General features: G+C 69.9%; 21 protein-coding genes and 1 tRNA gene. 7 read left to right on the forward strand and 15 right to left on the reverse strand.

The genetic code is table 11. The features are described 5' to 3' along the window. Positions 1–45 precede the first annotated feature (45 nt). Both AB0I22_RS13005 and AB0I22_RS13010 read right to left on the reverse strand, forming a co-directional pair. Complete coding sequence (locus tag AB0I22_RS13005) at positions 46–1,050, reverse strand: serine hydrolase (protein WP_363130793.1); 1,005 nt, start codon at positions 1,048–1,050, stop codon at positions 46–48. Further along, entirely contained in the window at positions 1,047–2,060 is a 1,014-nt protein-coding gene (locus AB0I22_RS13010; RefSeq protein WP_363130794.1) for a LysR family transcriptional regulator, read from the reverse strand. The genes AB0I22_RS13005 and AB0I22_RS13010 overlap by 4 nt, the downstream gene beginning before the upstream one ends. A gap of 360 nt (positions 2,061–2,420) precedes the next feature. Between AB0I22_RS13010 and AB0I22_RS13015 the strand changes: the two genes are divergently transcribed. The 3 genes from AB0I22_RS13015 to AB0I22_RS13025 all read left to right on the forward strand — a co-directional run bounded on the left by AB0I22_RS13015 (position 2,421) and on the right by AB0I22_RS13025 (position 5,570). Then, positions 2,421–4,142: a penicillin-binding transpeptidase domain-containing protein gene (locus tag AB0I22_RS13015; RefSeq protein WP_363130795.1), complete on the forward strand. Its 1,722-nt coding sequence runs from the start codon at positions 2,421–2,423 to the stop codon at positions 4,140–4,142. 77 nt (positions 4,143–4,219) lie between these two features. After that, positions 4,220–5,146 carry a class A beta-lactamase gene (gene bla, locus AB0I22_RS13020; protein ID WP_363130796.1) on the forward strand — a complete coding sequence of 309 codons (927 nt, stop codon included), beginning with the start codon at positions 4,220–4,222 and terminating at the stop codon, positions 5,144–5,146. A gap of 61 nt (positions 5,147–5,207) precedes the next feature. Further along, positions 5,208–5,570: a DUF4180 domain-containing protein gene (locus tag AB0I22_RS13025; protein WP_363130797.1), complete on the forward strand. Its 363-nt coding sequence runs from the start codon at positions 5,208–5,210 to the stop codon at positions 5,568–5,570. 640 nt (positions 5,571–6,210) lie between these two features. On the opposite strand, the gene AB0I22_RS13030 is transcribed toward AB0I22_RS13025, so the two are convergent. Beyond that, complete coding sequence (locus AB0I22_RS13030) at positions 6,211–6,642, reverse strand: pyridoxamine 5'-phosphate oxidase family protein (RefSeq protein WP_363130798.1); 432 nt, start codon at positions 6,640–6,642, stop codon at positions 6,211–6,213. A gap of 411 nt (positions 6,643–7,053) precedes the next feature. Between AB0I22_RS13030 and AB0I22_RS13035 the strand changes: the two genes are divergently transcribed. Next, on the forward strand, positions 7,054–7,719 hold the full coding sequence (locus AB0I22_RS13035; RefSeq protein WP_363130799.1) for a YdcF family protein: 666 nt from the start codon (positions 7,054–7,056) through the stop codon (positions 7,717–7,719). Positions 7,720–8,419: 700 nt separating this feature from the next. Here the strand turns inward: AB0I22_RS13035 and AB0I22_RS13040 are convergent. The 4 genes from AB0I22_RS13040 to AB0I22_RS13055 form a co-directional block, all read right to left on the reverse strand. Then, positions 8,420–9,043, reverse strand: coding sequence for a hypothetical protein (locus AB0I22_RS13040; protein WP_363130800.1), 624 nt, complete (start codon positions 9,041–9,043; stop codon positions 8,420–8,422). Then, on the reverse strand, positions 9,040–9,210 hold the full coding sequence (locus AB0I22_RS13045; protein ID WP_363130801.1) for a DUF6415 family natural product biosynthesis protein: 171 nt from the start codon (positions 9,208–9,210) through the stop codon (positions 9,040–9,042). The genes AB0I22_RS13040 and AB0I22_RS13045 overlap by 4 nt, the downstream gene beginning before the upstream one ends. A gap of 150 nt (positions 9,211–9,360) precedes the next feature. Beyond that, positions 9,361–9,795 (reverse strand): hypothetical protein, encoded by a 435-nt coding sequence (locus AB0I22_RS13050; RefSeq protein ID WP_363130802.1) that lies wholly within the window; start codon positions 9,793–9,795, stop codon positions 9,361–9,363. A gap of 108 nt (positions 9,796–9,903) precedes the next feature. Continuing rightward, on the reverse strand, positions 9,904–11,136 hold the full coding sequence (locus tag AB0I22_RS13055) for a helix-turn-helix transcriptional regulator (RefSeq protein WP_363130803.1): 1,233 nt from the start codon (positions 11,134–11,136) through the stop codon (positions 9,904–9,906). Between the two features lie 158 nt (positions 11,137–11,294). Here AB0I22_RS13055 and AB0I22_RS13060 point away from each other — a divergent pair, with 158 nt between their 5' ends. After that, a complete protein-coding gene (locus AB0I22_RS13060; RefSeq protein ID WP_363130804.1) occupies positions 11,295–11,828 on the forward strand; it encodes a hypothetical protein in 534 nt (177 codons plus the stop codon). A 98-nt stretch (positions 11,829–11,926) separates the two neighbouring features. Here the strand turns inward: AB0I22_RS13060 and AB0I22_RS13065 are convergent. From AB0I22_RS13065 to AB0I22_RS13080, 4 genes are all read right to left on the reverse strand, one after another. Continuing rightward, a tRNA-His gene (locus tag AB0I22_RS13065) sits at positions 11,927–11,999 on the reverse strand. A 95-nt stretch (positions 12,000–12,094) separates the two neighbouring features. Continuing rightward, the gene (orn, locus tag AB0I22_RS13070) at positions 12,095–12,703 is read right to left on the reverse strand and encodes an oligoribonuclease (RefSeq protein ID WP_363130805.1); all 609 of its coding nucleotides are present in this window, start codon (positions 12,701–12,703) and stop codon (positions 12,095–12,097) included. Between the two features lie 5 nt (positions 12,704–12,708). Beyond that, the gene (locus AB0I22_RS13075; protein WP_363130806.1) at positions 12,709–13,983 is read right to left on the reverse strand and encodes a helix-turn-helix domain-containing protein; all 1,275 of its coding nucleotides are present in this window, start codon (positions 13,981–13,983) and stop codon (positions 12,709–12,711) included. Positions 13,984–14,351: 368 nt separating this feature from the next. Beyond that, complete coding sequence (locus tag AB0I22_RS13080; protein ID WP_363130905.1) at positions 14,352–14,624, reverse strand: hypothetical protein; 273 nt, start codon at positions 14,622–14,624, stop codon at positions 14,352–14,354. 444 nt (positions 14,625–15,068) lie between these two features. Here AB0I22_RS13080 and AB0I22_RS13085 point away from each other — a divergent pair, with 444 nt between their 5' ends. Next, entirely contained in the window at positions 15,069–15,590 is a 522-nt protein-coding gene (locus AB0I22_RS13085; protein ID WP_363130807.1) for a universal stress protein, read from the forward strand. Positions 15,591–16,359: 769 nt separating this feature from the next. On the opposite strand, the gene glmS is transcribed toward AB0I22_RS13085, so the two are convergent. From glmS to AB0I22_RS13100, 3 genes are all read right to left on the reverse strand, one after another. Then, on the reverse strand, positions 16,360–18,180 hold the full coding sequence (gene glmS, locus AB0I22_RS13090; protein ID WP_363130808.1) for a glutamine--fructose-6-phosphate transaminase (isomerizing): 1,821 nt from the start codon (positions 18,178–18,180) through the stop codon (positions 16,360–16,362). A gap of 93 nt (positions 18,181–18,273) precedes the next feature. Further along, positions 18,274–18,549 carry a hypothetical protein gene (locus AB0I22_RS13095; RefSeq protein WP_030875438.1) on the reverse strand — a complete coding sequence of 92 codons (276 nt, stop codon included), beginning with the start codon at positions 18,547–18,549 and terminating at the stop codon, positions 18,274–18,276. 188 nt (positions 18,550–18,737) lie between these two features. Continuing rightward, positions 18,738–19,655 (reverse strand): DUF4429 domain-containing protein, encoded by a 918-nt coding sequence (locus tag AB0I22_RS13100; RefSeq protein WP_363130809.1) that lies wholly within the window; start codon positions 19,653–19,655, stop codon positions 18,738–18,740. Positions 19,656–19,877: 222 nt separating this feature from the next. On the opposite strand from AB0I22_RS13100, the gene AB0I22_RS13105 reads away from it, so the two are divergent. Then, entirely contained in the window at positions 19,878–21,491 is a 1,614-nt protein-coding gene (locus AB0I22_RS13105; protein ID WP_363130906.1) for a beta-N-acetylhexosaminidase, read from the forward strand. Positions 21,492–21,779: 288 nt separating this feature from the next. Here AB0I22_RS13105 and AB0I22_RS13110 read toward each other — a convergent pair whose 3' ends face one another. Beyond that, positions 21,780–22,946, reverse strand: a complete 1,167-nt coding sequence (locus tag AB0I22_RS13110; RefSeq protein WP_363130810.1) for an acyl-CoA dehydrogenase family protein — start codon at positions 22,944–22,946, stop codon at positions 21,780–21,782. Position 22,947: the final 1 nt, after the last annotated feature.

The raw sequence follows: 22,947 nt of genomic DNA on the forward strand, positions 1-22,947 counted from the left end.
AGCGGGTCGAAGCAGACGTCGTACCGCGCCGCCGACTCGGCCCTCCTACGTGCCCTCCATGCCCCGCAACTCCTCCACGGCGACGCGGGCGGCGGCGCCGATGACGGCGTCGGCGCGCGGCAGTTTGTTGTCGGCGCGGGCCGCCTGGGTGAAGATCACGGCGGTGTACGCGCCGCCGTCGGGCAGCTCGATCACGCCCGCCTCGTGGCGCATCGACCCGAAGGTGCCGGTTTTCCCCGACACCCGTACGTCGTCGTACGGGAACCCGGAGGCGAGCCGGTGGGACCACGCCTGCCGCCCCATCACCTCGCGCATGAACGCGCAACTCTCGGGGGAGGCCGCGCGGTCCGTCCAGATCGCGTGCAGCAGCCGGGCCATGTCCGCAGGCGTGGCGGAGGCTTTGGACAGCGGGTTGTAGACGACGGCGGGGACCGTCGTGTCGTTGTCGGAGATACGTTCCAGCGCGTCGCTCAGCGAATCGGTCCCGGTCTCCGCGACCAGCTGGGCGAACGTGGTGGCCACCCCGCCGTGGATACGCGTGTCCGCCATCCCGAGCTCGCGGCACACCTCGTCGACCGCCGCCGTGCCGACCAGGTGTAGCACCGCGTTGGCGGCGGTGTTGTCGGAGACGGTCATCATGAGGACGACCAGGTCGCGCAGCGAGACCGTGACCGGGTCCCGCAGGATCGAGATGCCGGTCGGGCCGGGCAGACGGTCGGCCGGGCCGAGCGTCACGCGCCGGCGCGGGTCGAGCTTCCCGGCGTCCGCGAGCCGGCAGTAGGCGACCATCAGCGGCGCCTTGTAGACGGAGCCGATGGGCACCGGCTCGTCGGGGTCGATCACTACGCGCGCGGCCGGCCGGTGCAGGTCCGCGACGTGCAGCCACCCTCGGACGCCGGCATCGGCGAACATGCCGCGGATCGCGCGCTGCGCGCCGCTCTCCCGCCGGGACCCGGTTCCCCGCCTGGTCTCGGTCTCCCGCCCGGGCCCGCCGTCCTGCCGGTCACCGCCGTCTCGCATCGTCCCGTTCTCCCGCTCGGCCCCGCTCATTTCGCCGTCTCCAGTGCCGGGCCCGTCGGCGGCTGGGCTTCGAGGGCCTGGGCCTCCAGGGCCTGGGCCTGCAACGACAGGGCTTCCACCAGCAACTGCGCCGTCTGCGTGATCCCCTCCCCATCAGGCCCCCTGGCGCCCCACACCACCCGCAGCCGCAACGGCAGCGGCGGGTCCGTAGCCCTGACGCGCTCGACGCCGTCGGCGGTGAGGGTGTTGTCGGCCGTCACCATGACGGCCTGGCCCGCGGCGACCAGCGCGAGTCCGGCACGTTCGTCGGTGACCGGGACGGTCTCCACGCGCCGCCCGCGACTGGCCAGGGTGTCGATGAACAGGTCGTACGCCGCGGGAGCCTCCTCGCGGGGGCGCACGGCGACGGGGAGGCGATGGGCGTTCCGCCGCGTCTTGGCGCGGTCCGCGGCAACTCCGCCTGCCTCGGAGGGTTCCGACGTATCGGCCGGCTCCGACGACTCCCGTGGCTCCGACGGTTCGGGCGACTCGTCGGGGGAGAGAAGCCAGGTCGGGAAGAGGACCACCCGGCCGGCGGCCAGGCCGTGCAGCACCGCCGGGTGCCGGATCACCGCGAGGTCGAGCCGGCCCGCCGAGGTCTCGGAGAGCAGCGTGGCGGTCGGCGCTGTCACCACGGTGATCCGGCTCCGCTTCCCGGCGCGGCCCGGCGCGGCCGCCACGGCCGCCGCGACCCATGCGGGCACTTCGGGGGCCAGCCCCAGCCTGAGCCGGCGGCCGTCGGCCTGCTCGCGGGCCCCGGTCTCGCGGAGCTCGGTGAGCGCGGCCAGCGCCCGGCGGGCATGGGGCAGCAGGAGCGCCCCTTCGTCGGTGAGGGTGACGCCGCGGCTGCGGTCGAAGAGGCGGACTCCCAGCATCGCCTCCAGTCGGCGCAACCCTTGTGACAGAGGCGGCTGCGTGATGCCTACGCGCTGTGCGGCGCTGCCGAAATGCTCTTCCTCTGCCAGTGCGACAAAGATTTCCAGGTGCCGTTCGGTAAGCAACGCATCTCCTCTGACGTGCGCAGATATGCAGATCGAATCGCGTCAGAGTCGAGAGTGTATTCGACATGGCGCTTGATCGCGGACTTCACTGACCTCCATGCCGCCAGGCCTCGGGCAGGGGCTCGCAGGGCCTCGGGAGAGTGCCCGCCGGGCCTGCGGCAGCGGTTGCCGTACGCCGCCGCATACGTGCGCATAGCCGCGTAAACAAGGCGCACCGAACCGCCGCCCTGAACCGGCACAAGAAGCCGGCACAAGAAGCCGGCACAAGAAGCCGGCACAAGAAGCCGGCACACGAAGCCGGCATACGAAGCCGGCACAAGAAACCAGCACACCGACAACGGCACCCCCAAGGAGGACGCCTTGCCGAACCAGGAAGACGCGCCGTACGAAGAGGGCGCGCCGTACCAGGGAGACATGCTGTACGCGGGTGATGGTCCGCCGTACCGAGGGGGCCGGAAGACGCACGGTCCGCGCGGGCGGGGGAGCGGCAGACGGTGGACGTTCGGCGCGCTCGCCCTCGTCGTGCTGCTGGCGGGAGGCGGGTACGCGGGCTACCGGCTCCTGGGATCCGACGACGCTGCCGCGGATCCGCAGGTCACCGCCGCGCGGGAGCGTCTCCAGGAGTTCCTCGGGGCATGGCAGAAGGGCCGGGCCGAGCAGGCCGGCACGTATACGGACACCCCGGACGGCGCCAAGTCGCTCATCGCGTCGGTCATGACGAACCTCAAGCCCTCCAGCACGGAGATCACCGCCGGGCGCGGCGAGCGGAAGGGCGACGGGGACGTGCGCGTCCCCTTCACGGTGAAAATGCGCGTACCCGGCGTCGGCGCGTACGGCTGGGACTCGCAGGCGCACGTGCGTCAGCGGTCCGGCAAGTGGACGGTGGAGTTCACCACGTCGATGGTGCACCCGAAGATGCGGCCCGGGCAGACGCTCGCCCTGACGAACGCCTCCAGGGCGGACATTCTCGACAGCAACGGAAAGAAGCTGGAGGCCGCCTCGCTCGTCGGGGCGGTGGACAGCGCGAGCGGCAAGGGCGTCTCGGGGCTGGAGGCCCACTACGACGAGCGCCTCTCCGGGGGCAAGGGCCCGCGCAAGGCAGTGGTGGTGGCGGACCGCGGCAGCGGGCAGGCCGTGACGACGCTGTCCGCCGGGAAGGCCGCGGAGGGCCGTTCGGTACGGACCACCATCGACCCGCGCGTACAGCGGGCGGCCGTCGACGCCCTGTCCGGAGTGAAGAAGACGGCGGCGATCGTCGCCGTGGACCCGCACAACGGCCATATCCTCGCCGCCGTCAACAAGCCCGGTGGCATGAACCGCGCGCTGGAGGGGCGCTATCCGCCCGGTTCCACCTTCAAGGTCGTCACGACGGCGGCGCTGCTGGACCAGGGCGTGCGGCCTTCGGACGTCGCGCCGTGTCCGAAGTTCGCGCATGTGAACGGCCAGCGCTTCGAGAACCAGAACCAGTTCGTGTTGCCCGAGGGGTCGACGTTCAAGGACGCCTTCGCCCAGTCCTGCAACACGTACTTCGTCGGCGCCCGCGGCAAGCTCCCCGACACGGCTCTGCGGGACACCGCCCAGGCGTTCGGCCTCGGGGGCGAGTGGGATGTGGGCGCCAAGACGTACAACGGCAGCGTTCCGGCCAACACCAGCGACAACGATAAGGCCGCGGCCGTCATCGGACAGGGGCGGGTGGAGGCGTCGCCGCTGGTGATGGCGTCCATCGCGGCCACCGTGAAGAACGGGAAGTTCGAACAGCCGGTACTGGTTCCGGACGCGGTGCATAAGAAGTTCAAGGCCTCCCGCGACCTCGCCCCGAAGGTGGCCGCCGACCTGCGCGACCTGATGCGCGCGACCGTGACCTCGGGTTCGGGCCACGCGCTGAAGGACCTGCCGGGCTCGCCGCACGCCAAGACAGGCACCGCCGAGTACGGAACCGAGAACCCGCCGCGCACCCACGCGTGGATGATCGGCTACCAGGGCTCGTCCGACCTCGCCTGGTCGGTGCTCCTGGAGGACGGCGGCTCCGGCGGCTCGGACGCTGGGCCGGTGGCGGCGCGCTTCTTGCGGAATCTCGGCTGAGCGCCGCGCGCATGACCACTTTTCGTACAGCTGGCCGCATGTACAGCTGAAAGAAAGATGGAACGAGGAGGACACCTGTGAACATCACTGAAGCCGCTCCGTCCCGCCGAGCCCTACTGGGCGTGGGCGCCGGTACGGCGCTGGCGGCACTGCTGCCCCTCTCCGGCAGGTCGTACGCCTCGACGCCGACGCCGTCCGACAACGACATCTCCCAGCGGCTACGGGCGCTTGAGGAGGAGTACAAGGCACGGCTGGGGGTGTTCGCCCTGGACACGGACACGGGTGCGACGGTGTCGTACCGCGCCGCCGAACGCTTCCCGATGTGCTCGGTGTTCAAGGTGCTCACGGCCGCGGCGGTCCTGCGGGATCTCGATCGCGACGGCGAATTCCTGGCCAAGCGCGTCCACTACACCGAGAAGATCGTCAAGAAGTCGGGCTATACCCCGGTCACCGGAAAACCGGAGAACATCGCGCACGGACTGACCGTAGAGCAACTGTGCGCCGCCGCCGTCGGCGAAAGCGACAATGCCGCGGCCAATCTTCTGCTCAAGGAACTGGGCGGCCCGACGGCGATCACCCGCTTCTGCCGCTCGGTGGGGGACGGTACGACCCGACTCGACCGCTGGGAGCCGGAACTGAACTCTGCGGAACCCTGGCGCAAGACGGACATCACCACCCCCGGCGCCATCGGCAAGACATTCGCCCGCCTCATCGTGGGCCGCGCCCTCTCGCCCGACGACCGCAAGAGGCTGACCGGCTGGCTGGTGGCCAACACCACCGACGGCGAACGATTCCGCGCCGGGCTGCCCGCCGACTGGATCCTGGCGGACAAGACGGGCGGCGGCGCCCAGTACGGCGTGGCCAACGACGTAGGCGTCGTCTGGCCCCCGCAGCGCTCCCCGCTGGTGCTGTCGGTGCTCTCGACCAAATACGACCCGAAGGGCCCGACGGACAACCCGCTGGTGGCGAGGACGGCCGCCCTGCTGGCCGAAGCACTCACCTGACGCCCGTCGCCCCCAGAAACCACATCGCCCACGTCAGCATCAGGAACTAGCCTCGCCCTCTATGAGCACTATGCGGACGATCCACGACGTACCCGTCCTGATATGCGAACCCGAGGGCGAGGCCATCGCCGCCGAACGCGACGCACTGGACCTCATCGGCAACGCCTCTTACCAGGGCGCCCAATGGGTCGTCATCCCCGCCGCCCGATTCGACGACGCATTCTTCCGACTGAGCACCCGCGTGGCCGGCGACATCGTCCAGAAATTCGTCAATTACCGCGTGGGTCTCGTGGTCGTGGGCGACATCTCCCGCCACACGGAGGCCAGTTCGTCGCTGAGGGACTTCATCCGCGAATGCAACCGAGGCCGCCAGACGTGGTTCGTGGCTGATGAGGAGGAGCTGGGGGAGAGGCTGAAGGGCTGAGACCAAAGAGGCTCGCTGCGCTTCGCGGCGGGCTGCTGCCGCGAGGTGGCGGGTGCGGGGTCTTCGGGTGCTACTCGCAAGTAGAGCGGAGTTACCGTCAGGCAAAAGCGCCATAGCGGACGCGGAATCGGATGGAAACCCCAACCGGTTGCCCATTCAACCGGCCAGGCCGGGCATATCGGGCGCACGGGCCGTCGGAGGGGAGTTTCCACACCCCCAGACCCCTGCCTTGCCTGCGGAAACCACCCTCGGACAGCAACCACGACCAAGGCGCAGCGCAGCGAGCCACACTCCACTGCCGACTGCCGTGGATCACAGGCCCAAGCTACGAACCCACCCGCACCCGAAGTCCCCCACGCCAGCCTCATCGCGGCAGCAACCAGCGGCAAAGCGCAGCGAGCCTTCTCTGACCCCAGCCGCCGCCCCGCCCGCAGTCAGCGAACCGACAGCAGCCTGGCCCCCTCCCCTCCCGCTGCTGGCGCCTTGGACCCGGAGGGTCCGAGACGAAACAAGCACCCACCCACCGTCAATATCGCCCCACCCAGCACCACACGCCCCACGCAGCGCCCCCTGAACCCACGAACCGAACTCCGCTCAGCAAACGCGAAGTCCCCAGCCCCCAGCCCCCAGCCCCCGCCCCTCAAACCGAGTAGCTGAGGTCCTTTGCGGTCAGCGATGTGGGACGCAGCCGTAGCCAGGCGGACCCCGACACGGCGGGATCGTCGAGCAAGTAGCGCCGGAAGCGTTCGTCCCACTCGGCTTCGTCCGCCCCGAGATACCGACTGAGTTTCCGCCGCCCGCGCGGCACGTCGAACGGCAGGATTTCCGCCTCCCCGCGAGCGATTACCTGCCTCACCAACCCCGTACCGACATCACACACATCGATGACAAGAGCGATCGCGGGATCAGCTTGAACGCGGCCCAGCAGCTTCGCCCATGAGCCGGTCAGAATCCAGAAGGCCCCGTCCTCCCAGAGAAACCAGGTCGGCCGCACGGTCGGCCCGCTGGTCGCGACCCGAGCGGTGAGGGGCTGGGCGAGGAAAGCGTCTACATCGAACTCTCGTGCTGCCATGCCTTGATCATGTCACTCCCGAGGCCCGCCGTACGAGCCCGAGCCCCCCAAGTCGCCCTGCCCCGCAGACTGATCAGCCCCGCCGCTTAATCCCTCCCAACCCCCTCCCCGCTCGCGCACAGGGCAGCAGCGTGCCAACGGACCGAGGAACAAGTGGAGGGGCGGCGCGGAGTCAAGAAGCAGCGGTTCATGACGCGTCCCCAGCCCGATGGGCGGCGGTCTGTCCTTGTGCCCAGAGGACGAGAACGGCGCGGGGCTGTGGGGAGGTGACGGCTAGCCGGTACACCACCGACGGGAAGCTCGTCCCTGTTGCGTGACGGGTAGCGTTCACGGGTGTTCCCCAGGGCGTCGGTAGCTGTGCCAGCAGCCGAGGGGCGACCGGCCCCGGCAACGGTGACCAGGGAGAGACGCGTGAGCGACAACCAGCAGATCACTGACGACCAGTGGCGTCAGGCCAGTCTGATCTGGGACTACCACCAGATGCACCACGAGCTGCGGCCTGTTGACGTGGCGATCGGCCTGGGCAGCCACGACATCGGCGTCGCCACCCGCTCAGCCGAGCTCTATCGCGCCGGGCTCTTCCCGACCCTCCTGTTCACCGGCGGCAACAGCTCGACCACTGCCGAGGTCTTCCCGCGCGGGGAAGCCGTTCACTTCCGTGCGCACGCTATCGAGCTCGGTGTCCCTGCGGACGCGATCCTGCTGGAGCCCAACGCCGCGAACACCGGCGAGAACATCGCCTTCTCCCGCGACCTCCTTGCCGCCGGCGGCATCACACCGACCACGGTGCTGCTGGTCTCCAAGCCCTACATGGAACGGCGGTCGTTCGCGACCGCCCGCAAGCTGTGGCCCGACGTCGAGATCCTCTGTGCGTCGGAGCGGCTGGAGTTCGACGACTACGTGAAGTCCATCGGCGACGAGATGCTCGTCCTGAACATGCTCGTCGGCGACCTCCAGCGGGTGATCGAGTACCCGAAGCTCGGATTCGCCATCGAACAGGAGGTCCCGAAGGACGTGCGTGCAGTGTACGAATCTCTCATCCGCGACGGTTTCACGAGTCGCCTCATCGTCTGCTGACCTGCCCCAGCCGGGCGAACTGTGCCCCATTCACCAGCCGAACTTCCTGCTTCGGATATTCAGGGCGCCGCCGCCGACTCCATCGTGAGGGGCGGGTCGGTCGAGGTGTTCCCCGACGCGGCGAGCGAAGAAGGCACTGCTCAAGGAGTGCGACTACCCGCACGGGACGGTGGTCCTGCGAGTGCAGGCGGCGCCCACTCAGCCGCAGGCGAAGGAGCACGAGAAGGCTCTCGCCACGATCGGGTAGTACCGGTGGCCGGCCCCGGGCCCCCGCGGGGCCCTCGTCGATTCGGAAACGACTAGGGCCCGACCCGCTTTCGCAGGTCAGGCCCTAGATCATCAAGGGTGAGTAACGGGACTTGGACCAGATCCTTTCCAATATTGTGACCTGCGCCTATACGGAATACCGGTTGAAATCGGTGCAGTTCGATGACGCTGGATGTCGCGAAACGCTGCCGGATGTTGGCCTGTGTTCCCGTGGGAACACGCTGAGCCAGCAGTAGGGCAGGCGGTCCACGGGGTGAGTGCAAAAGTGCCCTTCCGCGATACATGGGGGGCGCAACACCGAGCCCCCCGGCGGCTGACTGCCAGGGGGCTCGGCCAGCCACTCACGGCCGCCGCCTGGGGGCAGCGTGACCGTGAGGACCGTCAAGAAAACCGCCGGTGCGGGGTCAGGGATACGGTTCACCGGCGGCCCAGCTCAAGGGCGAGCGGCCAACTCGTCCTGAAGATCAACAACCGTGCACGAGTCCAGCGCCCGAACCAGCTGACCGGCAACGACCCAGCGCACCGCCGGAGCACCGTAAGAGACCACATCGATCCCGACCTCGACCGGTGCCAGACGGCCCGGCCGGAACCGCATCCCATAGACGCCGAAGACCTCCGACTCGCCAACCCGCACGGCGGTGTACCCGCTGGCGAGATGAGGGCACCGGCGAACAGCCTCGACAGCGCACGGCAGACACACCGGAGGGTGCGTGGTCAGCGCGTCGGATGGCCAAGTCGCCCAGCTGTTGCGGTGCTCTTCGAGCAGCCACAGCACGCCCCGCTCATCCCGGTCAGCCGGGCCTGCGCACACCTGACAGAGCAACCTGCGCATCGCGCGCTGCTGACGCTGCGGGTGGACACTGCCGTACTCCGGGCGCCCACGGCCCACGTGAAGCGTGCGGTGCCACCACAGCACGCCGTGGGAGTCACGAGAGTGCGGCCCCTCATGCAACTCGGCGATCCCGCGGCTATCCGTGATGAGGGTGGTCTTGAGGCGCTGTTCGGCGCTCCAGGTGGCGATGTAGGGAACGGTGCTGGACTGAGGTGTGGTGGTCACTGGTCACCTCTGGTGTGATCGAGGAGCCATCGACAGTCGCGGGCGAGTTGGGTTACCTGCACAATCGCGCCGAGCGTCGTATCGCTGAGTGGCTGGCGTACCTGCTGCTCGATGGCCGTGAGCTTGGCCTGCTGGAAGTAAGCTGCCGGCTCGGGGCGCGGCGGCACTTTCGCGGACTCGGGTGAGCAGCAAGTCGACGTGCTCGCGTAGCACCTGCTCCAGCTTGGCGAGGTCGTCGTGCTGCGGTCGGATCGAGCGCGGGATGAGGGCGCGGTCTATCGTCCGCTGGAGGGCGGCGCGGTCGATGGACTTCGCGGTCACCGCTCGTCCGTCCGGTGGCCGAGCTCGGAAAGAAGCGAAGCGTGCAGGGCGCGAGCGTCGCAGAGAACGCCGGTACCGTCAGGCGGGATCAGCCAGTGGGGACCGGGCGGAGCAGCGCGGGTGGGGGCGGGGACAGTTAGCCAGCAGGCGTCACCGAGGCACTCGACAGCGCGGACGGGCGTCCACGTGTGGGGAGTGCTGCGCGGCACAAGGAAGTAGCAGATGCCGTGGTCGCAGATGACGGGCCCGGTGATGCCGGCAGCAATCGCCGCACGGCCGGCCGTCTCGGGGGCCCTGATGATGGCCCACTTGTAGCCGATGGGCAGCATGATGATCGTGGTCTGCGTGAGCCAGCGGTGCGCGTGGGCTTCGTCCGGGTCTGCTTCGGCCAGCCAGGCGCGGGCGCGGGCGACTTCGGGTGCGGTGAGCACGACAGGATCCCCCTCGTTGCGATCAGTGAGGGGATCGTGTCGCTCAGGGTGGTGCTGGTTACGCACAAAGTGTGCGGATGATTTTCTGTGACCAACCTTGACGGATGGTTACATTCCTGCCCATCGGGCGAGACCAGCGATGGAGTCATCCGCCCCGCGGTCCAAGCGCACCAGGGTGGCGGCCGTCGCACGCAACGTCGGATGGAAGCGTGCGTGATTCGGAGACAGCCGACGAGCTGTGACCAGATCGTGGTGCGCACCCGCCCGGTCGCCCTCGGCGAGGCGCGCCGCTGCGACGTCGATGTGGTGGTGAGAGGCGCGCTCGGCGACGATGCCGGAGGGCAGCTCCCACTCGTCCCGGTCCTGCTCGCTGCCCCACTCGCGGAGGCGGGCGAGCGCCTGCTCGGTGTCGCCCGAGTCGATGAGCGCGGCCACCTCGTGGATGCGGACGTTCGTCGGGCCGAACGACATCTCGTAGTGCGTGGTGTCCCCACGCAGCAGTTCGGCTGCCGCGCGCGCCTCCCCCAGGCGCTGCCGAGCCCGATGCGGGTGACCATCGCGCGCTTCGAGGATCGCGAGCTTGAGGTATATCGCCCCTTGCACCGCCATCTGCGCGGCCGTCATGCTCTGCTCCGGCGCGAGGTGCTCCACCTCCGTGGCGAGCCCTTCGAGAACGCGGCGCGCGGAGGCGTACGTACCCATGCGGACCATCGCGCCAGCCTTCAAGTAGGCGGCGGTGACCTGCATCAGACTGTCGCCGGACCGCCCAGCAGCCCACCGCACACGCTCGATCGCGGTCAGCGAGAGATCGTGGTAACCAAGCTTGTGGGCGAGCGAGTTGGTGGCGCGGTAGCCGCGGGCGAGCCACCAGAAGGCTTGCTGCTGGTCACGCCCCGAGCTGTCGAGCGCTACGTGCGTGAGCTCCGACAGCAGGCCGGGAAGGAGCGGGCCCATGGGCACGTAGTGCCCGTCCTGCCGCATCTGCGCGACGTGGTCCATCTCGGCCGCGAGGACGGGCAGGGGGCGTGGCTGGGCGTCGAGGTCATCAGGGTTGTCGTACGTGAGGAGGATGCGGCGGAGCTCGGGGATGACCGCCTGTACCTGCTCTTCGGTTTCGGCCCCGTTCATGTAGGGCTGGCCGGTGAGCCGGTCCGGGCCGATCTTGAGGGCGCGGGCGAGGCGGGCAATGGTGCCTGGGGGTGGGTTGCGGTCGCCGGACTCGTACTTTTCGAGGGTGCTCGTACTGATAGCGACCTTGCCGGCGAGCTGGCGCACGCTCATCTGCCGGACCTTGCGGAACTCCCGGATGCGCCGTCCGACGTCATGCTGCGCGGTGTTCATGCTTCCCCCAGCCGAGGTGTGGTTCAGGCCCTCAGCGTAGGACGCGATGGTCTGGGTCGGTAGGGATGATCGTGACCATGGCGCAGCAGCGTGGATGGCGTGGATGCCGGTACGGTGCGCGATCTCAGGACACACGCACCCGTGGGGGGAACCACACCATGCGCCACGCACGCCCGGCCGCCGCCGTCTTACTCGCCGCAGCCTGTCTGCTCACCGCCTGCTCCTCGTCGGACGGCGACAGCACCAAGGCCACCGCCTCACCCTCGCAGGCAGCCAAGCAGCAGGAGAAGAAGGCCACGACACCAACAGCGAAAGAGGTCGGCGACAAGCTCACCACGGCGATCCCCACCCACAAGACGATCGTGGTCTACACCGAGGCATCCGACCCGAACCACCTGCTCGGCAGACCAGGCGGCTACGCCTCGAAGACCGCGTTCGCTGACTCCCGCATCCCCAAGACCGAAACGGACGGAGAACGCCCGGACGCCATCGTCCGCGGCGGATCGATCGAGGCGTACCCCGACGAGGCCGGCGCAAAAGTACGGCGTGACTACCTCGCAGCGCTGGCGAAGACGAACCCGTTGATGAAGGAATACGACTACCTGCACGGCACGGCAGTCCTACGGGTGTCAGCAGTGCTCACGCCGACGCAGGCGAAGGAGTACGAGAAGGCTCTCGCCACGATCGGGTAGTACCGGTGGCCGGGGCCCGGTGTTCCCGTGGCGTTCCCAGAAACGAGGGCATGAAGAAGGCCCGACCTGTTTTCGCAGGTCGGGCCTTGATCATCAAGGGTGAGTAACGGGACTTGAACCCGCGACATCCTGGACCACAACCAGGTGCTCTGCCAGCTGAGCTATACCCACCATGTCCGGCGCTTTTCGCACCGGCCGAGGAAAAGTGTACAGGGTCTTCAGGGGTGCTCGCTCCCGGCTTTTCGTGGGGCCGGGAGCGAGCTGGGTCACTGTTCCTGAGCGGGCAGGACGTGCTTGGCCGCGATGGCCTTCGCGGTGTCCGAGTCCGGGCCGGGCTGCGGGACGAAGATCGCCTCGCGGTAGTAGCGGAGCTCGGCGATGGACTCGCGGATGTCGGCGAGGGCCCGGTGGTTGCCGTTCTTGTCCGGGCTGTTGAAGTACGCGCGCGGGAACCAGCGGCGGGCCAGTTCCTTCACGGACGACACGTCGACGATCCGGTAGTGCAGGTAGCTCTCCAGTTCCGGCATGTCGCGCAGCAGGAAGCCGCGGTCCGTGCCGACGGAGTTTCCGCACAGCGGGGCCTTGCCCGCGTCCGGGACGTGCTTGCGGATGTACGCCAGGACCTGCTGCTGCGCGTCCTCCAGCGTGGTCCCGGCATCCAGCTCCGCGAGGAGCCCGGAGGACGTGTGCATCCTCCGGACCACCTCGGGCATGGTGCCCAGGGCCTCGGCGGGCGGGCGGATCACGATGTCCACGCCGTCGCCGAGGATGTTCAGCTCAGAGTCGGTGACCAGTGCGGCCACCTCGATGAGCGCGTCATCCGACAGCGAGAGCCCGGTCATCTCGCAGTCGATCCACACCATGCGATCGTTCATGCGTCTCACCCTACGGGGCGTTCCCGCTGGCCGGGCAGGCGTGGGGTGTACAGGTCGGACTCCGGCTTCCCCGGTTCGGGGCGGTCCGGGGCCGGGGGCGCCGCGGTGGCCGTCCCCGAGATGGCGTGCGCGGTGGCGACGGCGGTCCGGCGCATCGGCAGGGACGCCGACTCGCCGGTCCGCTGTTCCACCAGCTCCGGACGGTCCGGACGGTCCGATCGGTCCCCCCGATCCGTACGGTCCACCCGTTCGACCAGGCCGCTCTGTGGTCGGCGAGCCCGGTACGCGGCCCGGTAGGCGGCCGGAGAAGACCCCAGCTGCCTGCGGAAATGGCCGCGCAGTGCCACCGGCGAGCGGAACCCGCAGCGACCCGCCACCTCGTCCACCGAGTAGTCCGAGGTCTCCAGGAGCCGCTGCGCCTGAAGCACCCGCTGGGTGATCAGCCACTGCAGTGGAGCGCTCCCAGTGAGGCTACGGAAACGCCGGTCGAAGGTGCGGCGGCTCATATACGCGCGGGCCGCCAGCGTCTCCACGTCGAACTGTTCGTGAAGGTGCTCCAGCGCCCACGCGACGACCTCGGCCAGCGGGTCCGCGCCGATCTCCTCTGGTAAAGACCTGTCGAGATAGCGCTCCTGACCGCCGGTGCGCCGCGGTGGCACGACGAGCCGGCGGGCCAGGGCCCCCGCGGCGTCGGCGCCGTGGTCGTTGCGGACGATGTGCAGGCACAGGTCGATGCCCGCGGCCGTGCCCGCCGAAGTGAGCACGTCGCCGTCGTCCACGAACAGCTCTCGTGGATCGACGTGCACGGATGGATAGCGCTTCGCGAGTGTCGGCGCGTACATCCAGTGGGTGGTCGCCGGCCGGCCGTCGAGCAGGCCGGCCGCGGCCAGTACGAAGGCGCCCGTGCACAGCCCTACGATCCGGGCGCCCTCCTCATGCGCGCGCCGCAGCGCGTCGAGCGCCGCGGTCGGTGGTGGCCCGGTGATGGATCGCCAGGCGGGCACGACGACGGTGCCCGCCCTGGAGAGCGCCTCCAGGCCGTACGGTGCTGTCAGTTCCAGTCCGCCGGTCGTTCGCAATGGCACATCTTCGCCCGCGCAGACCAGCAGTCGGTAGCGCGGAACGCCGGCGTCCTGGCGGTCGATTCCGAACACGGAGAGCGGGATGGAGCTCTCGAAAATGGGGCCGCCGCTGAAGAGCAGTACAGCGACGATCTCCCGGCGGCGGCGTCCGGAGAGCTTGCGCGTGGTCTCCGGTACGGTCGTGGAGTCCTGGCTCATGGCGCTAAGCCCCCCTCGGCGGTCGAGTCCTCTCGGTCCTGCACGTTTCCCCTCGGTCCTGAACGGTTCCCCCGCCGGTCATGGCCAAGATCGAATCTACTGTGTCGCATGTGGTCGCGGTGACCAGTTCACCACCCGGCTCTATGTCGACATGGCAACTTGGCGTAAAGCGTTCGATCACGAAGCGTTGCACTTGCAGGCCCCGCTGAAAAGTACGCCTCTCGCCCATGCCCAATCCCAGAGGGCCGCAACCGCTCTCCTCGGTCCTTTCGTTGCTGGTCGAGCGGCTGTTGGGGGCCCTTTCCATCAAGGGATGCGCTTCGGCCTGAAGTTGGCTGAAAAGGAACGGGCGCATAGCTGGCGATGCGTCAGTCGACCGGCGCACTACCCTCGCTGAGGTGTCCGCCCCTGTGCGCTCCCACGCCCGTACGCCCATGGCGGCCGCGGTGCGGAGCGGCGCGCTCGGCGGCCGACCGGGCGGCGTTCCGTTCGGCCCGGCGCAGCAGGGCCCGGCAGGCGCAGGTGACGGCCGCTAGCCCGACCGCGGTGCCGGCCGCGCCGCCGAACGACCGGCCGCATGCCAGCAGTACGACGGGGACCAGCGCACAGCTGAAGACGGCCCAGCGCACAACGTCGCCCACCGAATCGGCGGCGCCTCCGAAGGGGGCGTCGACAGGGGGCCCGCCGGGGCGTCCGGGGGCGTCGTCACGGTGCGCGTAGCGCGGGATTCCCGGCACTGGAGAGCTCCCTACTGGCGGCGGTCGGCGGTACTACAACGCGGGCCGGGCCGCCGGGTCACTGCACCGTACGCGTCAGGGCCGCCCCCAAGGCATTGCGCTACGAGCCGCCCTCGTGCATGCTCCTCGGAACCCGCCTCCGGGCGGTTCGTCCCATGGGGCGGCCTCTGGGCAGGAGGCGAGTGTCGCCGTACCCTGGTGGGTAAGGACTTGGAAAGATGAATCCCGGACGGATTTCGTGCACCATGATCCGCCCGTGGTTCGCTGTCCGAAGACAACTCCAACCAGCCCACCGCCGAACCCCACCGCTGATCCCTCCGCAAGAGGATTTCCTTCGCCGAGACATCGATGGCCGGTCACGAATTCCCCGAACCCGCGGACCGCAAGAGGGTTGCCGATCACGCGGCGGCCCCCGAAGCGGCGGAAGAAACACGTCACTCCTGCGACCCGGCTTTTCGGCACGGCGTCGTCGTCGGCTTCGACGGATCCATGTCGAGTGAGCGAGCGCTTGCGTACGCAATCGGCATGGCCCTCCGCTCGGGCTCCGGCCTGATCATCGTCCATGTGGCGAACCGGCTGCCGACGACCGTCTGGGCAGGCTGCGAGCCCCCCGTATTCGTCGATGTGCCCGACCACCGGACCGAAGTGCTCGGCCTGGAACTGGCCTGCGCGGACTATCTGTCCGAGGTGCCCTGGATCCTCGTCGAGCGCGGCGGCGACATCTGCCACGAGCTGGAGGAGGTCGGCCGGGAGTACTCGGCGGACGCCATCGTCGTCGGCACCACGCACGGCCTGGTCGGCCGCATCTTCGGCTCGGTCGCCGGTCGTCTCGCGCGCCGGGCCCAGCGCCCCGTCGTCGTCATTCCGTAGCCGACGCCCGTCCCCTTGGCGTTCCCCGGGCGGCGTGGATCCCGGGCGGCGTGGGTCCGTAGCCGAGCGCGGTCCGCGGGGCAGGTGGCGTCGGGAGATGCAGGAGTGCAAACGGGCGGGTGTGCCGTCGTCCTCGTACGGGCGGTTGCTCGCCCCGTGGCAGCCCCTCGGCACGTTCTGTCCCGCGAGCGTCCGCACCGTACGGAATGGTGGTCCGCCACGCGCTCGTACGGACCGGAGCCGCCCCCCCCGACGCCCGGCCCGCGCCCTATAGGGGGTGCGACCCCACACGCGACAGTCCTCGGGCGCCCTCGGGGCGCGCCCGCGCGCAACGGCGGTCCCCACTACCTCGTGCGCGACTCAGCCACAAGAAACGCCGACGGTTATCGGTCGAGTTGACTTCGGTCCGTCTCAAACAGTCGACAAATCTACCCGCGCGTAGGGGTGGAATGCGCGTGGGCAGGGGGTAGACCTCGAACACGGCTTGCCGCCGACCGGGAGGTGACGGTTCCCGGCGCGGCAGTCGCCGGTGCGAGGGCGGCATCGGCGCAGGGGAGGCGGCCCCTCCGCGCGCGTGGTGGCACGCGCGGAGGGGTAGCCCCCCGACCGGCACCCCCGTGGCCGGCCCGCTCTCGTCCCCGCTCTCATCCCCCCTGCTATCGCCCCGTTCTCGCCCCCGCTTTCGCTCTCTTTCGTTCGCGCCCTCGTACGCGCCTTCGTCCGCGCCCTCGCCGAGGGAGGCGCTTCGCGGCGCAGAGGGCTCCAGCGGCTACTCCACCGTCACGGACTTCGCGAGGTTGCGCGGCTTGTCGATGTCCCGGCCCAGCGCCAACGCCGTGTGGTAGGCGAGGAGTTGGAGCGGGATGCCCATCAGGATCGGGTCCAGCTCGTCCTCGTTCTTCGGCACCACGATCGTGTGGTCGGCCTTCTCCTGATCCCGGTGCGCGACCGCGAGGATCCTGCCGCTGCGCGCCTTGATCTCCTCCAGCGCGGCGCGGTTCTTCTCCAGCAGATCGTCGTCCGGGACGATCGCGACCGTCGGCATCGCGGGCTCGATGAGCGCGAGCGGGCCGTGCTTCAGCTCGGAGGCCGGGTACGCCTCGGCGTGGATGTAGCTGATCTCCTTGAGCTTCAGCGACGCCTCCAGGGCGGCGGGGTAGCCCCGTACCCGGCCGATGAACATCATCGACTTGGCGTTCGCGTACTCGGCCGCCAGCTTCGCGATGTGCTCCTCGTCGCGGAGGACCTCCGCGATCTGCTCGGGCAGCTTGCGCAGGCCCGCGATGATCCGCTTGCCGTCGGCGACGGACAGGTCGCGGATGCGGCCGAGGTGCAGCGCGAGCAGGGCGAAGGCGACCACCGTGTTGGTGAAGCATTTGGTGGAGACGACGCAGACCTCGGGGCCCGCGTGGACGTACACGCCGCCGTCGGTCTCGCGGGCGATCGCCGAGCCGACGACGTTCACCACGCCGAGGACGCGGGCGCCCTTGCGCTTGAGCTCCTGCACGGCGGCGAGGGCGTCGTACGTCTCGCCGGACTGCGACACCGCGATGTAGAGGGTGTCGGGGTCCACGACCGGGTTGCGGTAGCGGAACTCGGAGGCGGGCTCCGCGTCCGCGGGGATGCGCGCCAGCTCCTCGATCATCTGGGCGCCGATCAGCCCCGCGTGGTAGGAGGTGCCGCAGCCGAGGATCTTCACCCGGCGCACCGCGCGCGCCTCGCGGGCGTCGAGGTTGAGGCCGCCGAGGTGCACGGTGGAGAAGCGGTCGTCGATGCGGCCGCGCAGCACGCGGTCCACGGAGTCGACCTGCTCGGTGATCTCCTTGTGCATGTACGTGTCGTGGCCGCCCATGTCGTACGACTCGGCCTCCCACTCCACGGTGGTCGGCTGGGCGGAGGTGGTCGAGCCCTCGGTGGTGTACGTGCGGTAGTCGTCGGCCTTCAGGGTCGCCATCTCGCCGTCGTCGAGCGTGACGACCTGGCGCGTGTGGCTGACGAGCGCGGCGACGTCCGAGGAGACGAACATTTCCTTCTCGCCGATGCCCAGCACGACAGGCGAGCCGTTGCGGGCGACGACGATGCGGTCCGGGAAGTCCGCGTGCAGCACGGCGATGCCGTACGTGCCCTCGACCAGGCGGAGCGCCTCGCGGACCTTCTCCTCCAGGGTGGGGGCCTGGGAGCGGCCGATCAGGTGGGCGAGCACCTCGGTGTCGGTGTCGGAGAGGAACGCGACGCCCTCGGCGGTCAGCTTGGCGCGCAGGTCCGAGGCATTGTCGATGATGCCGTTGTGGACGACGGCGACCTGCTCCTCCGCGTCCAGGTGCGGGTGCGCGTTGACGTCGTTGGGCGCGCCGTGGGTGGCCCAGCGGGTGTGCGCGATGCCGGTGTTCCCCGCGAAGCGCTTGGGCAGCCGCGCCTCCAGGTCGCGGACGCGCCCCTTGGCCTTCGCGGACTTGAGGCCGCCGGTCTTGCCGCTCGGGTGCAGGGCGATGCCCGCCGAGTCGTAGCCCCGGTACTCCAGCCGCTGCAAGCCCTCCAGCAGCAGTGGTGCGACGTCACGCTTGCCGATGTATCCGACGATCCCGCACATAGTGTTCTGGCCCTCCCAGGGTCGGTGGTCGTGGGTGCCGAGCGGCTGCCCGGCCGGGCCGCGCGACGGTGTGGTCGGGGCCCGACGGGCGGCTCAGCCGTAGACGATGCGGCGCAGCTGCCGCAGCGAGAGTTCCGGCGGCGCCACCGCGCGGTGCGGCAGCTCGGCCGCGATCCGTTCGAAGATGTCCGGGTTGGTCAGCCCGCCGGACTGCAGTTCCCGGTGGCGGCGGCGTACGAATTCCTCGGCCGTCTCGTCGAAGTACGCGAGCACGTCGAGCACCACCCGGGCGGCCTCGCCGCGTTGCAGCGGGGTGCTGCGCACCAGGTGGTCGACGAGGTCGTCATGGGACGTACGGCGTTCGAGCACTCGTTGATACTGATGACTCGCGGGGTTATTAGCAAGAATCCTGCCCGATATCGGGCAGGATTCTTGCTGAGGCGTGCGAGGTGCGCTTCCGAAGGGCCTCAGAAGCGTCTCCGAAGAGCTGCTGAAGAGCTGCCGAAGAGCTTGCGGGAGCGCTTCAGAAGAGCTTCGGGAGAGCTTTCAGAAGAGCTCTAGAAGCGCTTCAGTACGGCCTGTTTGGCCGCCGCGAACTCCTCGGCCGTCAGTATCCCCTCCTGGTGCAGCTCGCCCAGCTCGCGGAGCCTGCGCAGCAGCGTGTCGTGATCGTTCCCGTCGCCGCCCGGCCCGCCGTCGCCCCCGATGGCCTCCCCTCCGGGCGCGGCGTCGGCGGGCTTGGCCAGCGCCACGGGGGTCTGGTCCAGGCCGGAGGGGTGCGGCATGCGGGCCGTCACGGCCGCCGCGATCAGCGCCATCAGAGGGTCCTTCTTGAAGCCGTACAGCTCGACGGCGTACGGGTCGTACTTCGGCGGAGCCTGAGTGGACGTGTTCGCCAGGACGAAGCGGAGGTAACCGTTCTCCAGCCCCACGGACGACTGCCACACCACCGACTCCACATCCGACACCGAGAACAGACGGGTTCCGGCGGACTTCTTGGCTTCCTCCGTCTTCCAGTTCCACTCCAGGCGCACCTGCTCCCCGTCGAAGGCGGCGACGCCGTCCCCGGCCCCCATCGACAGCGGCACCGTGGGGCCCGGCAGCAGGTAGCGGTCGCAGGGACCGCTGTCGATCTGGTCCAGCAGCAGCGCGTTGCGCACCTCGGCGACGAAGTACTCCGCCACACCCGTACGGTCCGGATCGACCGAGAGCTGGTACGGATCGGCCGCGTCCGGCAGCTGCCCCCGAATGACCTGGAGCAGCGGATCGGCGCCCTCGCGCAGCCGCAGCCGCAGCCGCAGCCGCCCGCTCTTGCGCCCCGCTTCGAAGGCGACCCCCGCCACCGCGGCGAGCGGCACCGCCAACTCGCCCAGCGTCCGGCGCATGAGGTGCACCCCGCGTTCGCGGCCCGGCACGATGCGCACCGTGTCGCCGTCGAACGTCCACACACCGTCCTTCTGCATGATTTCCGCCATGGAATGAATTCTTTCAGGCGAAAGCGGCCGGTGCGGGCCCCGTCTTGACCGTGCGCGGGGCAGTTGGTACCCAGGTGGACGTTCGTGCGCGCCACTTTCCGTACACAGCCCGTGAAGGGACTTCCTGTGAGACGCAGCGCCCGGCACCAACCCCACTCCCGCCCCGCCGGCCCCCTGTCCCTGCTGTTCTGCTCCCTGCTGCTCGTCGTCGCCGCCGGGGCCATGGCGGCCGGAGCGGGCAGCGCCGCCGCCGAGCCGCCCGGCCGTACGCCCGCCGAGCCCCCGGGCCGCACGCCCGCCGCGATCCCGCTCGACCGCGTCATCCCCGCTCCCGCGTCCGTACGGCCGCACGGACGCCCGTACGCGCTCGGGGCCGGAACCCGCGTTCGGGTGCCCGCCGGCTCGCGCGAGACCCAGCGGGTCGGCGACTACCTGGCTGACCTGCTGCGCCCCGCCACCGGGTACGCGCTGCCGGTCACCACGCGCGGCGGGGACGACGGCATCCGGCTGCTGCTCGCCGACGAGAGGGATGGGGGCGACGCGGCCGGCGAGGGCGGCGAGCCGCGCGGGCTCGGTGCGGAGGGGTACCGCCTTTCGATCACCCACCGTTCCGTCACCATCAGCGCCCGCACGGCGGCCGGGCTCTTCCACGGGGTGCAGACCCTGCGGCAACTACTGCCCGCCGACATCGAGAAGGGCAGCCGGCAGGCCGGACCGTGGCCGGTCGCCGGGGGCACCATCGTCGACGTCCCGCGCTACGGCTACCGCGGCGCGATGCTCGACGTCGGCCGCCACTTCTTCACCGTCGCCCAGGTCAAGCGCTACATCGACCAGCTGGCGCTCTACAAGATCAACAAGCTGCATCTGCACCTCTCCGACGACCAGGGGTGGCGCATCGCCATCGACTCCTGGCCCCGGCTGGCCACGTACGGCGGCAGCACCCAGGTCGGCGGCGGGCCGGGCGGCTACTACACCAAGGCCGACTACCAGGAGATCATCCGCTACGCGCAAAGCCGCTATCTGACCGTCATCCCCGAGATCGACCTGCCCAGCCACACCAACGCGGCGCTCGCCTCGTACGCGCCGCTGAACTGCGACGGCATCGCGCCGCCGCTGTACTCCGGCACGGAGGTCGGCTTCAGCACGCTGTGCGCGCGGAAGCAGATCACGTACGACTTCCTGGACGACGTGCTCCGCGAGCTGGCGGCCCTGACGCCCGGCCCGTATCTGCACATCGGCGGCGACGAGGCGTACTCCACCAACCACGAGGACTACGTGACGATCATGGACAAGGCGCAGCCGATCGTCGCCAAGTACGGGAAGACGGTGATCGGCTGGCACCAGTTGACCGGTGCGCACCCGGTCAAGGGCGCGGTCGCCCAGTACTGGGGCTACGACAAGACGCCTCCCGCCGAGCGGGCCCAGGTCGCCGAGGCCGCGAAGAAGGGCGCCGGTCTGATCCTGTCGCCCGCCGACCGGTCCTTCCTCGACATGAAGTACACCAAGGACACACCGCTGGGCCTGCACTGGGCCGGGCTCGTCGAGGTGAAGCGGGCCTACGACTGGGACCCGGGCGACTACCTGGCGGGCGCGCCGGCGTCCTCGGTCCTGGGCGTCGAGGCGGCGCTGTGGACGGAGACCCTCGCCACGACTCAGCAGCTCGACTTCATGGCGTTCCCCCGGTTGCCGGGCATCGCGGAGCTCGGCTGGTCCCCGGCTCGTACGCACGACTGGGACGCGTACCGCCTACGGCTGGCCGCGCAGGCGGAGCGCTGGAACGCGCTGGGCTTCGACTACTACCGCTCGCCCCAGGTCCCCTGGCCGCCGGCGCGGTAGCGACTCTGTACAGCGAGAGCCGGGCGGGGCGTTCGGGCAGCGGCCGGGCGGGACGCGCCAGTCGCAGGGCTGGTCGCGCGCATTCGCCGGACGGACTGGTGTCCGGTCCGCCGCGCCTGGCGTCGGCTCCCCGCCCGGTGCCGGTCGCTCCTTCGATGCCGCCTGACCGCCTGACCGCCTGACCGCCTGACCGCCTGGCCGCCTGACCGCCCGGCCGCCTGGTGCCGGCCGCCCGTCCGCTCGGCTCCGTCCTTCGGGCACCGGTCCGCCCGCCCGGCGCCCGAAGGGTCAGCCGGCCAGGCCCAACTCGCGGGCGATGAGCATGCGCTGGACCTCGCTGGTGCCCTCGCCGATCTCCAGGATCTTGGAGTCGCGCCACATGCGGGCCACCGGGTACTCGTTCATGAAGCCGTACCCGCCGTGGATCTGCGTGGCCTCGCGCGCGTTCGTCACGGCGATCTCCGAGGAGTAGAGCTTCGCGAGCGCCGCCTCCTTCTTGAACGGTTCGCCGTGCAGCAGCCGGGAGGCGGCGTCGCGCCAGGAGATACGGGCCGTGTGGGCCCGCATGTCCATGTCCGCGATCTTGAACTGGATGGCCTGGTTCGCCCCGATCGGCTTCCCGAACGCCTGCCGCGTGTTGGCGTACTTCACCGACTCGTCCACACAGCCCTGCGCCAGCCCGGTGGCGAGCGCCGAGATCGCGATCCGGCCCTCGTCGAGGATGCGCAGGAACTGCGCGTACCCCCGCCCCTCCTCGCCCAGCAGATTGGCCTTCGGGACACGGACGTCGGAGAAGGCCAGCTCGCGGGTGTCCGACGCGTTCCACCCGACCTTGGAGTACGCGGGCGCGACCGTGAAGCCGGGGGTGCCGGACGGCACGATGACCGTGGAGATCCGCGGCCGGCCGTCCTCCTTGCGCCCCGTGACGGCGGTGACGGTGACCAGGCCGGTGATGTCCGTGCCGGAGTTGGTGATGAAGCACTTGGCGCCGTTGATCACCCATTCGTCGGTGGCCTCGTCGAGCCGCGCGGTGGTGCGGGTGCCGCCCGCGTCCGAGCCGCACTCCGGCTCGGTCAGGCCGAACGCGCCCAGCATCTCGCCCGCGCACAGCCGCGGCAGCCACTCCCGCTTCTGCTCCTCGGTGCCGAAGCGGAAGATCGGCATCGCGCCGAGCGAGACGCCCGCCTCAAGGGTGATCGCCACGGAGGAGTCGACGCGGGCCAGCTCTTCGAGGGCGATGCCGAGGGCGAGGTAGTCCCCGCCCATGCCGCCGTACTCCTCGGGGAAGGGCAGCCCGAACAGCCCCATGCGCCCCATCTCGCGGACGATCTCGTACGGGAACTCGTGCCGCTCGTAGAAGTCGCCGATCTTCGGCGCGACGACGTCGTGGGCGAACGCCTCCACCGTGCGGCGGAGTTCTTCGTGCTCGGCGCTGAGCCGGTGGTCGATCGACATC

Origin of the sequence: Streptomyces sp. NPDC050610 (assembly GCF_040654875.1) — a bacterium.
Classification (GTDB): domain Bacteria; phylum Actinomycetota; class Actinomycetes; order Streptomycetales; family Streptomycetaceae; genus Streptomyces.

What these genes read in the sequence shown, in the direction of transcription:
- AB0I22_RS13005 (WP_363130793.1), bottom strand. Translation starts at nt 1,050, where the DNA reads ATGAGCGGGGCCGAGCGGGAGAACGGGACGATGCGAGACGGCGGTGAC.
- AB0I22_RS13025 (WP_363130797.1), top strand. Translation starts at nt 5,208, where the DNA reads ATGAGCACTATGCGGACGATCCACGACGTACCCGTCCTGATATGCGAA.
- AB0I22_RS13030 (WP_363130798.1), bottom strand. Translation starts at nt 6,642, where the DNA reads ATGGCAGCACGAGAGTTCGATGTAGACGCTTTCCTCGCCCAGCCCCTC.
- AB0I22_RS13055 (WP_363130803.1), bottom strand. Translation starts at nt 11,136, where the DNA reads ATGAACACCGCGCAGCATGACGTCGGACGGCGCATCCGGGAGTTCCGC.
- AB0I22_RS13060 (WP_363130804.1), top strand. Translation starts at nt 11,295, where the DNA reads ATGCGCCACGCACGCCCGGCCGCCGCCGTCTTACTCGCCGCAGCCTGT.
- orn (WP_363130805.1), bottom strand. Translation starts at nt 12,703, where the DNA reads ATGAACGATCGCATGGTGTGGATCGACTGCGAGATGACCGGGCTCTCG.
- AB0I22_RS13075 (WP_363130806.1), bottom strand. Translation starts at nt 13,983, where the DNA reads ATGAGCCAGGACTCCACGACCGTACCGGAGACCACGCGCAAGCTCTCC.
- AB0I22_RS13085 (WP_363130807.1), top strand. Translation starts at nt 15,069, where the DNA reads ATGGCCGGTCACGAATTCCCCGAACCCGCGGACCGCAAGAGGGTTGCC.
- glmS (WP_363130808.1), bottom strand. Translation starts at nt 18,180, where the DNA reads ATGTGCGGGATCGTCGGATACATCGGCAAGCGTGACGTCGCACCACTG.
- AB0I22_RS13100 (WP_363130809.1), bottom strand. Translation starts at nt 19,655, where the DNA reads ATGGCGGAAATCATGCAGAAGGACGGTGTGTGGACGTTCGACGGCGAC.
- AB0I22_RS13105 (WP_363130906.1), top strand. Translation starts at nt 19,878, where the DNA reads ATGGCGGCCGGAGCGGGCAGCGCCGCCGCCGAGCCGCCCGGCCGTACG.
- AB0I22_RS13110 (WP_363130810.1), bottom strand. Translation starts at nt 22,946, where the DNA reads ATGTCGATCGACCACCGGCTCAGCGCCGAGCACGAAGAACTCCGCCGC.